8 protein-coding genes are annotated in these 13,598 nt (G+C 58.1%); 3 read left to right on the forward strand and 5 right to left on the reverse strand.

Annotated elements, in window-relative coordinates:
• Positions 1 to 5: 5 nt before the first annotated feature.
• Both FAZ95_RS26305 and FAZ95_RS26310 read right to left on the reverse strand, forming a co-directional pair.
• Positions 6 to 5,492 carry a trifunctional serine/threonine-protein kinase/ATP-binding protein/sensor histidine kinase gene (locus FAZ95_RS26305; protein ID WP_137335434.1) on the reverse strand — a complete coding sequence of 1,829 codons (5,487 nt, stop codon included), beginning with the start codon at positions 5,490 to 5,492 and terminating at the stop codon, positions 6 to 8.
• A 135-nt stretch (positions 5,493 to 5,627) separates the two neighbouring features.
• Entirely contained in the window at positions 5,628 to 5,915 is a 288-nt protein-coding gene (locus FAZ95_RS26310; protein WP_137335435.1) for a DUF1330 domain-containing protein, read from the reverse strand.
• 537 nt (positions 5,916 to 6,452) lie between these two features.
• Here FAZ95_RS26310 and FAZ95_RS26315 point away from each other — a divergent pair.
• A complete protein-coding gene (locus FAZ95_RS26315; RefSeq protein ID WP_137335436.1) occupies positions 6,453 to 7,157 on the forward strand; it encodes a LuxR C-terminal-related transcriptional regulator in 705 nt (234 codons plus the stop codon).
• A 43-nt stretch (positions 7,158 to 7,200) separates the two neighbouring features.
• Here FAZ95_RS26315 and FAZ95_RS26320 read toward each other — a convergent pair whose 3' ends face one another.
• Positions 7,201 to 9,147: an ATP-binding response regulator gene (locus FAZ95_RS26320; protein WP_137335437.1), complete on the reverse strand. Its 1,947-nt coding sequence runs from the start codon at positions 9,145 to 9,147 to the stop codon at positions 7,201 to 7,203.
• 69 nt (positions 9,148 to 9,216) lie between these two features.
• Entirely contained in the window at positions 9,217 to 11,046 is a 1,830-nt protein-coding gene (locus FAZ95_RS26325; protein WP_217497474.1) for an ATP-binding response regulator, read from the reverse strand.
• A gap of 705 nt (positions 11,047 to 11,751) precedes the next feature.
• Here FAZ95_RS26325 and FAZ95_RS26330 point away from each other — a divergent pair.
• Positions 11,752 to 12,105 carry a DUF4148 domain-containing protein gene (locus FAZ95_RS26330; protein ID WP_137335439.1) on the forward strand — a complete coding sequence of 118 codons (354 nt, stop codon included), beginning with the start codon at positions 11,752 to 11,754 and terminating at the stop codon, positions 12,103 to 12,105.
• A 296-nt stretch (positions 12,106 to 12,401) separates the two neighbouring features.
• The gene (locus FAZ95_RS26335) at positions 12,402 to 12,971 is read left to right on the forward strand and encodes a hypothetical protein (RefSeq protein WP_137335440.1); all 570 of its coding nucleotides are present in this window, start codon (positions 12,402 to 12,404) and stop codon (positions 12,969 to 12,971) included.
• Between the two features lie 30 nt (positions 12,972 to 13,001).
• Here the strand turns inward: FAZ95_RS26335 and FAZ95_RS26340 are convergent, their stop codons facing one another.
• Entirely contained in the window at positions 13,002 to 13,511 is a 510-nt protein-coding gene (locus FAZ95_RS26340) for a MarR family winged helix-turn-helix transcriptional regulator (protein ID WP_137335441.1), read from the reverse strand.
• Between the last annotated feature and the right edge of the window lie 87 nt (positions 13,512 to 13,598).

The following is a 13,598-nucleotide window of genomic DNA, read 5'->3' on the forward strand; positions in this document are numbered from 1 at the left end:
TCGTCTTACGATGAAACCGCTGGATGGACAGGCACCGTGAACTGGAAGATAGCGCCACGGGGCTCATTTGCGCTCGCCCACAATCGGCCGCCGTGTGCTTCGATGATCGAGCGGCAGATCGACAGTCCTATCCCCAAGCCGGTCGCCTTCGTCGTATAAAACGGCTCAAAAAGGCGCTCGATGTTCTCGGCAGCGATGCCCGGTCCGGAATCGCGCACCGCCACAAGGACGGCATCCTGCTCATTCATGGCGGTGCTGATCGTCAATTCTCGCGGTCCGTCGTCAACCGCGCTCATCGCATCAATGGCGTTGATCATGAGGTTCAGCATCACCTGCTGGAGTTGCACCCGGTCGGCTTTGACGAGCGGCAAGTCCTGCGCAAGCTGCATCCGCACAGAGACACCGTTCCTGCTTGCTTCACTGGACGTGAGCGCATTGACCTCGCGAATCGCTTCGTTGATCTGCAGAATCTCGTTGGACGTCGGGGCCTTTTTTACGAGGCCATGGACGCGCTTGATCACCTCGGCTGCGCGCCTGGCGTCGCGGACAATCCGATCAAACGCTTGACGGGCCTCCGCCACTTCGGCGGGTTCGCGACCGAGCCAGCGCAGACCCGTCGACGCATTGAGTGTGATCCCCGCGATCGGCTGCTTCATTTCGTGGCTGATGGAGGCTGCGAGCTGCCCGAGCGCCGTGACGCGATTTGCATGCGCAAGCTGAAGCTGCATCTGGCGTGCATCCGCTTCCGCCCGCTTGCGCTCGCTCAGGTCGAGCACAAACGCGATACCGTGAGTCTCGCGCTCTTCCAGCATCGCAACGCCGACCAGCACCGGCACGCGGCTGCCGTCCTTCCTGAAATACTCTTTCTCGTAGGGCTGCAATATCCCCGTCTTCTTCAGCTTTTCCCACTCTATTTCGCTGCTTTCGAGCCACTCGGGGGGTGTAATGTCCGACCAGCGTAGATGCCCCGCCAAGAGATCGTCACGGTCGTATCCGACGATGCGAAGAAAAGCGTCATTGGCTTCGAGGATCCGGCCATCGAGATCGCCAATCAAGACCCCGACGATGTTGGCGTCGACGAGGCGCCGGATCTTCGCTTCACGTTCTGCGAGATCGCGGTACAGGCCAGCGTTTTCCAATGCGATCGCCGCCTGTGAGGCGAGCAGCTTCAACAGGGCGATGCGCTTCGGAGCAAAGACGCAGGGCGCGAGGTTGTTCTCCAGGTAGAGCACGCCGATCAGCTTGGTCTGCTTGAGTAACGGCAAGCAAAGGACGGAACGTGCGCGTTTCTGGCGGATATAGGGATCGGCGGAAAAGCGGCTTTCGGCTGAGGCATCATCGACGATGACGGGTTCATGCGTACTTGCGACATAGCGCAAGAGCGAGTCCGGCAGTGCCGCCGGGCTCGGCGACTGCTGCGGCAATTGCACGTTGACTTTGCCGCCTTGAATGGTGGCTTCGGCCTCGATGCGCAGTTGGGCGCCCTGTGGAAGGATCAATAGTCCGCGTTCCGCGCCAGCGTGCTCGACCGCGGTCACCATCAAAGACTTGATCAGGTTTTCAAGCACCATTTCGCCCGAGATTGCCTGAGCCGTCTTCACGATAGTCGCGACATCCAGTTGCTCGGGGCTTTCCTCGATAGTCGCGCGTGAGACTGGCGCCGCTTCGGGTTTGCCAAAGGGGTAGCGCCGGTCCAGTTGATCGACTTTGCCGTGTGCGCCCCATTGGGAATAGCCGTCCCGCGCCTCGCGCAAATAGGCCCGCGCCGCGCGCTCGAGGCCAGAGGCGAGGCAGCATTGCCCAGCCAGCTCGTTCGCCAATGCGCGATCCTGGACGAAGCCGCGCTCGCTTGCCAAGCGGGCGGCCTGCTCATAAAGCTGCACGGCCTGCATTTCGTGTCCGTCCAGGCGGGCCAGTTCCGCGCGCAGCAGCAGATGCTTGTGCGCAAACGTCACCGGGCAGCTTTGCGCCCACCTTTCGAACGCTTGAATGTTCGCGGCGATTTCGGCCTGGATCTCGGCTTGTCGATCCGTCGATGCGGTGCTGTGAACCGCGGCGAGCGCGAGCGAATAATAGAAGCAATAGTTCGCGAACTGGATATGGCAGCGTCCGGACCAAAGAAGCGGCTTGGCTTTGGCGGCGCACGCGAGCGCTTTCTCGGGTTCACCCAACAGGTAGTGGCGCTGGATCTGCAAAATCCAATGGAAGCAGTTGACCACGGCAATGCCGCCTTCCGTCATCTGCGCCTCGATCGTCGCGTCCTCTATTAGCGCCTGGTCGCCGCTGCGCCCGTGTAGCCTCTGGATGAATTGCTGGATGCTGGAGAGAATGTCGTGCACGTGGCGGAAGTTGAATCGCTTGACGAACTCGATTGCCTTGATCGATTCGAGCCACGCCTCGTCGAGATGATCGCCGCGCGCCAGTAGATCCGTCAGCCGATGTTCAAGGCTGAAGCAGGTATAGATGACCTCGCCTGTCTCTTGCGCATACCGAATGGCCGTATCGATGCACCCTAATGCGACTTCGATCGGTTGCGTCCAGAGAACCGCCATTTGCAGAAAAAAGTGCGCGGCCACCTGCTGAGCCGCGAAGCGGTGCTTCTCCGTCACTGCGACCGCCAACCGGGCGAACGCCTCGCCGTCCCGGTGCCGGTGGAAGAACGGGCCTACCAGGATGGAAAGGAACGCATAGGCGAGGACAGCCGATTCGGTTGTGCCATATTGCAGCGTCACGGTGACCATTCGGCAAGCAATCGTCTGGGCGAGATTGATATCGGTGAAATAGGCCGTCTGCCCCAGCATGTGGAAGATGTACATGACCTCCCGCATCTCCGGGTCCTCCATCATCGGCAGGCCAAGGAGGCTTTCGATCGGGCGCGCGCCAAGGTGCTTCCAGACGGCATCGTATTCCGCCAATACTTCGTCATCCGTAGGATGCTCCGGCAATTCGATGTCGAACATGCCCAGACATTCGCGGGCGGTTCTGACAGCGGACGCATTGTCGCCATTCACCAACTGCAGGACCATCCTGAGCCGGTAGGCTTCGGCGCGGTGGATCTTCGCTCGCGCTCGAAGCAACATCTCATCGATCAAACGGGCGGCTTCGCTGAAATGGGAGAGAAGAAACTCGCAGTCGGCCCGCTCGAACCAGACGCTGAAGGTCAACTCATAACAGTCGTCCCACCCCTGCTGCGAAAGCAGCGACGCAGCTATCGCGAGATAGTTGCAGGAAGAACGGTAAGCGGTGGAGGCCTTCGCCTTTTTCGCAGCGTCGAGATTGAGAGCGGCTGCGCGATATCGTTCGGGCCGCTCGACAATGAGCTCACAGCCAAGATTCAATTGATTCACGAGATCAAATATCCTGGCTGTAATGTCCGCATCACCGAGCCGCGACAAGAGCAGGCGGCCAATGCGCAAGTGATGTTCCGCGCGAGAAACGGCTGGGATCAGCGCATACGCCGCTTCTTGCACCCGGTCATGCAGGAACTTGAAGCTGCGGTCCATGGAGATGATGGCGCCGGCCCGGACGGCTTCAGCGAAATCCGCATGCACCTTCGCCTCGGAGTCGCCCGAGACGCTCGCGAGGATGCTGAATTCTGCCTGGCTGCCCAAGCAGGCAAGCAGCTTCAAGGTGTCCTGTGCGGTAGGCGAAAGCCTCTGCAGCCTGCGGATCATCAGATCCACGACGTTTTCGGTGAAGCCTTTGGCGTCGATGCACTCGAGGTTCCATCGCCACGAGGCCGAATTCGACTCGAACTCGAGGAGACCTTCCTCAAAGAGATTCGTCAAAAACTGGCCCGCAAAAAAGGGATTGCCGCCGGTTTTCTGGTGAACCAGCCTGGCCAGCGGCAAGGCTTGCTCGCGCATGCATCTGAAAGCGTCGCAAAGCAATTCGCCGAGGTCGTTCGGCGAGAGTGGGCCGAGCACGATTTCATGTACCGTCGTTCCGGCCTTGCGAATCGAAGCGAGCGTCCCCATCAGCGGATGCCCGGGCCCGACTTCGTTGTCGCGATACGCGCCGATCAATAGCAAGTGGCGCGTGTCCAGATGCGTTATCAGATATTCGACCACGGTCAAGGTAGCCGGATCGAGCCACTGCAGGTCATCCACGAAAATGACGAGCGGATGCTCGGCGCGTGCGAACACGCCGACAAACTTTTGAAAGACCGATTGAAACCGCAGTTGGGTTTCCAGTGGCGAGAGTACGGCAACCGGGGGCTGCGGTCCGATCAAGCTTGCGAGTTCGGGAATCAGATCGGTCAGCAATCGCCCTTGCTGGCCAACGGCTTCTTTGATCGCGTCACGCCAACGCGCAACGTCGGCATCTTGGCCGTTCAGAATTTGTCGGATCAATTCCGCAAATGCCTGGGCCAAGGTGGAGTAGGGGATGTCCCTCAGGCGCAGGTCGAACTTTCCCGAGATGAAGATACCCCGAGGCAGCACGATCACCTTGTGCAACTCGTTGACGACGGAGGATTTTCCAACCCCCGAATAGCCGGACACAAGCACCAGTTCCGGTGTGCCTTGCGTTGCGACGCGCTCGAAGGCCTCCAGAAGCGTCGTGATTTCCGTGTCGCGCCCGTAGAGCTTCTCGGGGATTAAAAGCTGTCGCGTCGTATCGTGCGTTCCGAGCGGGAAAGGATCGATCCGATGCGAAGCTTCCCACTCTGCCAGGCATCTTCTGAGGTCCCACTCCAGGCCGCTTGCGGATTGATAGCGATCCTCGGCGGGTTTCGACAGAAGTTTCATCACGATTGCCGAGAGCGGGGCCGGGATGCCTTTGGCGCGCTCACTCGGCGCAGCGGGCTGACGCGCGATGTGGCAATGCACCCATTCCAGGGGATCCAGCGCCGTGAAAGGCAAGGTCCCAGTCAACATCTCGTACAGCGTCACCCCGAGCGCGTAAAGATCGCTGCGCGAATCGATTGACCGGTTCATCCGCCCGGTCTGCTCCGGAGCCATATACGCGAGGGTGCCTGCGATCAACTCGGGATGTTCCGGCCTCTGGCGTTCGCGCGGCAGTCGCGAGGCGATGCCGAAGCCGGTGAGCCTGACTTCGCCCTTTGCGCTGTTCACCAGGATATGCGCCGGCTTGATGTCCTTATGGATGAGGCCGCGCTGATGGGCCTTGCCCACGGCAGTGACGATGCCGACGGCGAGTTGCAGGAAGCGTTCCAACTGAAGGGGGGGGCCGAGCAGCCGGTCGAGTGGCTCACCGCCCGGATCCTCCAGCACCAGCAGCGTCCCGCCGCCTTCGCGCAGCAGTTCCAGCGGCCGCACCGCCCACGCGCCATCGAGTTCGTCCTTCAATTCGAATTCGTGAGCGAGCCGCTCGAGGCTGGCAGATGAAGGCTGCTCGACGGCGGGCCGCGCGATGAGTCGCGTCTCGTCGCCGCCGTCGGCCGGCCGTCGTGCACGGCTGAAGACGCGCTCCCCATCCTGCCACAAGGTTTGGAGGTCACTGCCCGTCTCGCCGTAATTTTGGGTAGCCATTTGCCGCCCCCCGCCATCCGGTCAGGATACACCCGGCGACTTATGAGGACGGAGGCTGGCCGCCTTGATGCGAAACAGGTCCAGCCCGCGCGGATCAAGGCCTGGCTCCACGGGCCGGAGCGTCGTTGCCTTTCGTCACACGCCTTCGACGAGGACGGCGCGATAGCGCGCGCCCTTGAACCGGTGCTGCGCGACTTCCTGATACGCCGGGCTGTCGTACCACGCTCGCGCGGCCTCAGTCGACGGAAACTCCACGATCACGACGCCCTCTGGCGCTTCGCCCTCAAGAACCTGTTGAGGTCCGTAGGCTGCGAGAATCTTGATCGGATGACCTCCGAAAGTCTTGCCGACCTTGCTTAGGTAGATGTCGAGCTCACCCTGATCCTGCGTGCTTTCCCTTGTGAATACGATATAAGTCGCCATGGCGTACGCTCCTGGAGTGGTGTGAAGGTGCGCACGATGATGCCATGAAACCGCATCGGGCCTCGATGCGCAGCGTCGGTGCAGACGTCGACCCATCCAGTGCGCGAGAGAACCCCCCGATGCTCGCAAACAGACGTTCACGAGGAGATAGTTGGGGCAATGTGTGGGGCACCGAACTGTCGGTACGCCGCAGACATCCAACGGCGAGGCTGTCGGCGCGGCACCACCACTTCGCGGATCGCAGTCATACCCGCGGCTGCCGCGGAGGCCCGATTCGATTGTGCAACGCCGCGTGCCGCCTGGGGCGCGGCACGCGGCGCGAACATGGCACGCCCTGTGCGAGAGAGACTGCGGGTCCGCAACACTCTGCAAAAGAATCAACCAACACCAAGGTCATCTGTTTTTGCACCGCTTAACGCACAGAACTCAAATAGATTTTCGGTCTCGCCCGATATGCTAATCTGTTAAGCGGTGCTGCGCGCAAATGCAGCGTGCGATCGATTGCTTTTCTCGGATGTACGAAGAGGAGAAGCGACCATGAAAATCTTATGGGTCGATGATCACGAAATTCTTTGCGTCGCTCTTTCCGAATATGTCCAAACACACGCGCCGGAGTTGAGCGCAACCCCAATCGACATCACGCCCGTCTTTACGCTTGCCAGCGCGCTTGAAGAAGTCAACAAGACACCTCCCCCGGACCTGGTATTCCTGGATCTCAATCTGGATGGTGAGAACCGTGGCGCCGCGACACTTGAGCATTTCCAGGCCGGAAATCCGTCCAATGTTCCCGTAGTGATCTGCACGGGACTTGCTCCTGGAAACGATCACGAAGTCGAAATTTTGCGCACGTGCATGCGTGACTACGCCGCTCGAGGAATCCTTTTGAAAGGAGGCGCGCACAAGAAAATGTTCATCGGACTGAGCAGGATTTTAGGAGGTGAGCTCTGGATTCCGGAAGAAGTCTTGTTGCGCTTTGCCTGCTCGACACAAGCGCCCTCAGCTAGCCGGACTCAGCATCATCTTGGACTGTCTCCGCGAGAGTGGGACCTGGCGCGTTGCATTGCACGTGGCCTCTCAGGGAAACAGATCGCAAGGGAGCTCAATGTCTCCGAGGGACATGTCAGACAGGTTTCTTGTGTTATTTACGACAAACTCCAAGTCAGAAACCGCGTTGAAGCTGCACTTAGAGTCAATGCCGAGCTGACCCTTGGAAGGGGGGCAGCAGATAAGGGAGCGTCGTGAAGATCTCTGCTACACCACGCTTTATGTTCCGCCGCCATCACTTTCACTCGCCTTCGGTCAATTTTTTTGGCTTATGTTTTGCAAGTAGGGTCAATAAGGTTTTTTCCGAAACCGGTTTCGACAAAAGCTTTATGCCACTGACAGCTACTTTTTTTAGCACAACTGACGAGGTGTCTCCCGACCACAAAATCGCAGGGATCGAAGCGCCGGTAGCCGCGCGGACCGCTGCAATCGCAGCAATGCCATCCTCGTTTTCCAGCCGGTAGTCGGAGAGGATGAAGTGCGGACCACTTGTCAAAGCCTCGATGCGCAACTGCTCGACGACGTCGGAGGATGATGCTCCCGCGACGACGTAGCAGCCATGCTCGATCAGGCGCATCGATATTTCGATTCTTAAGTCGCTATTGTCCTCGATGATCGCCACGACCATATTGGTCAGGTCCGGGTCGCCGTCTTCAACCGTTTGAACCTCGAGCAACTCCGGCGGTATGAGTCCCATGAAGGGAACCGCAACCGAAAAACGCGATCCCCGTCCTGGTGTCGAGTCCACGTCCAGTTTGTGATCAAGAAGGTTCGCGAGACCCTGGACAATGGACAGACCCAGGCCGAACCCTTTTTCGCGATTTCTCTCGGGATTGGCGACCTGTACGTAGCTTTTGAAGATATCCTTTTGCCTACCTTCAGGGATGCCGATCCCGTTGTCCCAAACGCTAATCTTGATGCGGTCGCCACGCCTCTGGCAACTCACCAGCACATGTCCCTTCTTTCCTCCCTGCTCGGAAGGCGTGTAGCGGACCGCATTGATCACCATATTCCGGACGATCCTGTCCAGCGCGTGTCGATCCGTACGAACCAGATAGGGCCGGCTATGGAGTCTTAACTTCAGCCCCTTCGCCTCGGCCAGCGGCTGCATATCCACAACGATGCCGTGTAAAAGGGAAGGCAGCGCCACCTCCTGAATTTCTACATTCCAGGTGCCGGACTCGAGGCGGCAGATATCCAGTGCGCCGTTAATCATCCCTTCCATCGCATCCACTTGCCTTTGTGCAAGCGAGACGTCCTCGACCAGATGGGTCGATTGAATGCTCCGCTCGATGAAATTTAACTCCAGGCCGAGTGTTGTGAGCGGTTGGCGCAAGTCATGGCTTATCGCGGCGATCAGCAGGTTCTTCTCCGCCGTTGCCGCTTCAGCCTGCTTTCGCGCCTCATCGAGAATCATCTCTTTAACATATGCGCGTTTCTGATTGTAAAAAACAATCCACGCGAGGAAGCAGTAACCGATGAGTTGAGCCGTATAAAAGCCTAGCATTGCTGGCCGGTAAATATATAGAGGGGGCCCCAAGCTAAATCCGAACGGGATAGCACCGAGCACGAATGAACCTAAATTCGCACGAAGACTGGGTGCGAGCAGCAGCAAAGTAAATGTGTGGCTGATTAGCGTGTACTCAAGGAAGCCGGAACTGGCCAATTTGACGTAGGGAGCATGGCCCGAGAAATCGGGTGGGGTTAGCCCAAAGCTACCCGCCGCCCACCAGAACGATGTCAGTGTGACGGCTGCAGCCCATGCCCAGTGCATCTGCTCGACGGTGTTGACGCCGGCGTGCTTCGGGAGCGCCATGGTCTTTTTCAGTAAGTATGCAGCCAAGGGAGTGGCTATCCCCCACAGTCCCAGGACCCAGGCGATACGGAACCAACGATAGCTATCCGACGTTTTGATCCACGATCCATATATGCACAACAGCGAGGCTCCGACCGACACTAGCACGATCCAACATACCGCTCGACGGGCCAGCGATTGCAATAACTCACGTTTGACAAAGAGATTCTGCTCGGTACTGAGTGCTGCAACCGATCCCAGAAAGGGATTCATCAATTCAGCGAATCTGCGGCGCTCGATGGTGTGAGCCGTTTCACCCGCGCACAGTGATGTTCCGGCCCCGGGCGTTTCGCCCGCGTCAGAATCACGTCGTGTTTGAATACGGGACGCCATAGCAGGCCTCCGAGAATCAAGTGCAGCTACGCTCCGTTGTGCTAGCTTTGTGTTCCCCTGCCATCTCTTTCACCCGCCTTCGGTCAATGTTTTTGGCTTATGTTCTGCAAGTAGGGTCAATAAGGTCTGTTCCGAATCCGGTCCCGACAAAAGCGTTATGCCGCTGACGGCTACTTGATTGAGTGCAGCCGACGAAGTGTGCCCGGACCACAAGATCGCAGGGATCGAAGCACCGGTTGCCGCGCGGACCGCCGCAATCGCAGCAATACCATCCTCGTTTTCCAGCCGGTAGTCAGAGAGGATGAAGTGCGGACCACTTGTCAAAGCCTCAATGCGCAACTGCTCGATGACGTCGGATGATGATGCTCCCGCGACGACGTAGCAGCCATGCTCGATCAGGCGCATCGATATTTCGATTCTTAAGTCGCTATTGTCCTCGATGATCGCCACGACCATATTGGTCAGGTCCGGGTCGCCGTCTTCAACCGTTTGAACCTCGAGCAACTCCGGCGGTATGAGTCCCATGAAGGGAACCGCAACCGAAAAACGCGATCCCCGTCCTGGTGTCGAGTCCACGTCCAGTTTGTGATCAAGAAGGTTCGCGAGACCCTGGACAATGGACAGACCCAGGCCGAACCCTTTTTCGCGATTCCTCTCGGGATTGGCGACCTGTACGTAGCTTTTGAAGATATCCTTTTGCCTACCTTCAGGGATGCCGATCCCGTTGTCCCAAACGCTAATCTTGATGCGGTCGCCACGCCTCTGGCAACTCACCAGCACATGTCCCTTCTTTCCTCCCTGCTCGGAAGGCGTGTAACGGACCGCATTGATCACCATATTCCGGACGATCCTGTCCAGCGCGTGTCGATCCGTACGGACCAGATAGGGTCGGCTATGAAGTCTTAACTTCAGCCCCTTCGCCTCGGCCAGCGGCTGCATATCCACAACGATGCCGTGTAAAAGGGAAGGCAGCGCCACCTCCTGAATTTCTACATTCCAGGTGCCGGACTCGAGGCGGCAGATATCCAGTGCGCCGTTAATCATCCCTTCCATCGCATCCACTTGCCTTTGCGCAAGCGAGACGTCTTCGACGAGATGGGTCGATTGAACGCTCCGCTCGATAAAATCTAGCTTCAGGCCGAGCGTTGTGAGCGGTTGGCGCAAGTCATGGCTTATCGCAGCGATAAATTGGTTCTTCTCCGCCGTTGCCGCTACCGCCTGAGATCGCGCCTCCTCGAGAACAACCTCTTTTACACATATGCGTTGCTGATCGTTGCAAATAAACCATGCGATGACACAATAGCCAATTAATTGAGCCGAATACCAGTCAAACATTCCTGGCCGGTAAATAAAGAACAGTGGTGCGATGTTAAATCCGAACGGGATAGTGCCGGTCACGAGTGAACCTAAAGCCGCACGAAGACTGGGTGCGAGCAGCAGCAAAGTAAATGCTTGGCTGATCATCGTCAGTTCCAGGAAGCCATACCTGGCAAATCTAAAGTAATAACCATGGAGAACCACGAAGTTGGGTGGGGTTAGCCCAAAGCTGGCTGCCGCCCACCAGAACGATGTCAGCATGACCAATGCAGCCCATGCCCAGTGCATCTGCTCGACCGCGCTGACGCCGGCGCGCTCCGGGAGCGCCATGGTCTTTTTCAGTAAATAGGCTGCAAAGGGAGCGGCCATCCCCCACAGTCCCAGGATCCAGACGACACGGAACAAGGGATACATATCCGGCGTTTTGATCCACGATCCAAATACGAACCAGAACGGGCTTCCGGCCAACAGTAGCGCGATCCAATATACCGAGCGGCGGGACAGCGATTGCAATAACTCGCGTTTGACGAGGAGATTCTGCTCAGTACTGAGTGCTGCAACCGGTCCCACAAAAAGATTCATCAATTCAGCGAATCTGCGGCGCTCGATGGTGTGAGCCGGTTCGCCCGCGCACAGTGATGCTCTGGCCCCGGGCGTTTCGCCTGCGTCAGAATCACGTGGTGTTTGAGTGCAGGACGCCACAACAGGCCTCCGGGAATCAGGTGCGGCTACGCCCCATTGTGCTATCGGCCCGCCAGCAAGTCGATGGACAAGTGTTCTGTTTTTTGCCGAACAAAAGTTCGTGATCCACGCAGGGGGTCCTACCTGAGGTGTGTGCCGCGTCGAACTGCATCCGTAACCCGGAGTGCGCCGTACTCTCAAGAAGTCACTCTGACGAATTATCGTAAAGCGACACCGAACATTTATTCGGCCGAAAAGGAACATTTAATGCCGAACATCAAATTATCGACGTAACTACAACTGACACGGTTACACGGCGTAATAATGCAACATAATTCTACGCAAGGAGGGCGTCAATCACGGCACAGCGACTCACGTTCTTCTCTTTCCGGGAGATTGCCATGATCCGCAATATGCACCCGAGTTAAGCCCTCTGATTAGCGGACAACTCCACACCCCGTATCAACCACAATTTCTAGTCTGTCCGCAGACCCTGCTGCAATTCTCCATTAGGCATCCTGATTTTTAAGCTAGCCATAGATGGAGGACAGCATTCGAGCCGTCGTAACAAGACGTTCCCGTTCAAGCAATTCAAGGAGCTCCATCATGAAAACCCTTGCATGCCTCGTCCTCGCCAGCTGTGCGTTTGCCAGCCCAGTCGTCAGCTTCGCTCAGAGCACCGCGCCCGTCACCCGCGCGCAGGTGCGCGCGGAACTGATCCGCCTCGAGCAGGCCGGCTATCACGTCGGCGATGGCGACCATACGACGTATCCCGCGGAAATTCAGGCAGCTGAAGCGAAGATCGCTGCGGAGGACAGCCAGCAGGCGGGCAACAGCGACGTTGGCGGCACGACGAGCAACGGTACCTCGGCCGCCGGCAGTTACCAGCATCTGCCGAATCCCTCGCCATCGTCGTGCGTCGGCCCCGTAAGTTATTGCAACCTATTCTTCGGCAACTGAGCGCCGATGGCTCGCCCGACACCGCCCCGACGATCCAGGTAGCGTGCCTGAATCGTCAGGGACTATAACGAGTGTTCGCAGAGCAAAACCGAACATTTGTTCGTCCGTGAAAGAACATTTAATACCGAACATCAAAGAGTCAACCTAACGACAACTGGCATGGTTATACGGCGGGCCAGATGCCACTGCGACCACTTTTAGTCTCTTTTGCTTGAACTGGATGTCTGATTCCGCCAGGCAATAGGCCCCTGCGCGCTGTGATGTCAAGCGCCTGTTTCGGTGACAAGGAGATAACCATGAAGCTCAAGTATTTAAGCATTGCGTCAGCAACAGCCGTTGCACTTCTCTCGTTCAGTGGTGCCGCGCAGGCCGACGGCCTGTGCTCGAACGCAACGCTAAAGGGCCCGTTTGGGTTTACCGGTCACGGAGAGATTCTTGGATTGATAGGTTCCGATGGAACGGTGCATCCGTACGCCGCCTCGTTGATCCTCGATGACGTCGCACTGGTGACATTTGACGGTAAGGGCCATTTTTCACGCACCGACTTCGGAGTGATCGGCGGGCTGCCGAAAGGGGGGCAACTGACATTCAATCCGTACCAGAGCGGCACCTACACGGTGAACTCCGATTGCACCGGCACCATGAAAGTCGTCTATACCGCTGGCGGAGCCGTGCCGGCCGGCGTCGAGACTGATCTGAACATCGTCGTCACTACCGACGGGACGCTCATTGAATCCGTTGTCTATAGGGCGGTCACCGTGTCAGGCGAGAGCGCGGACGGCGTGGCAAAGTGCCCACCGAATTGCGAGCAAGGTGTGCAAGAAAGCTTCGAGGGGAAAAAGGTCGCGGTCTACGGTTTCCGCTAGTCGAGTCTCGGATGGGTTCACGCCTGCTCGCTATGGCGCTTTCCCGGAGTGAGTCAACTCCGCATCGACGTGAAAGTCATCCAAGGGCTCCGCGTTGTCGTAGAGCCTGATTAGCCATTCGCGCAACAGTTCGGCCTCCGCCGCGCTGAAGCAGTTCAGCGCCACGGCCTCGTAGTGTTGGGCGAGCGGAACGATCTCACGCGTCAACTCGGCGCCTTGTTCGGTCAGTGCAAGTTGAACGGCGCGGCCGTCGTCGGCGCTCCTTTCGCGGGACACGAACCCCTGTGCAATCAGTCGGTCCACGATGCGCGAGAGCACGGACATATCGACGCACGCTTGCGTAGCGAGCTCCGAGAGCCGCTGATGAGGCGCATGTCCGAGCGACGCTAGCACACGCCATTCACTCAAGCTCAGGCCGTACGGCTTGAGCGCTTTCGAAAATGCGTTACCCATGCGGCTTCCAGCGCGTGCCACAAGGTAAGGCACGGCGCGCTGCAGATCGTGATCGACCGTGATCGTCGTCGGACGCTGCTTCTTCATTTTCCGTTGTCCCATCATATATTTGCAAATGCAAGTATATATCAGGACTTCGTTCGTTGGCCAGTTCAGAGGAAGGCGGCATCATTC

The organism is Trinickia violacea (assembly GCF_005280735.1).
Taxonomy (GTDB): domain Bacteria; phylum Pseudomonadota; class Gammaproteobacteria; order Burkholderiales; family Burkholderiaceae; genus Trinickia_A; species Trinickia_A violacea.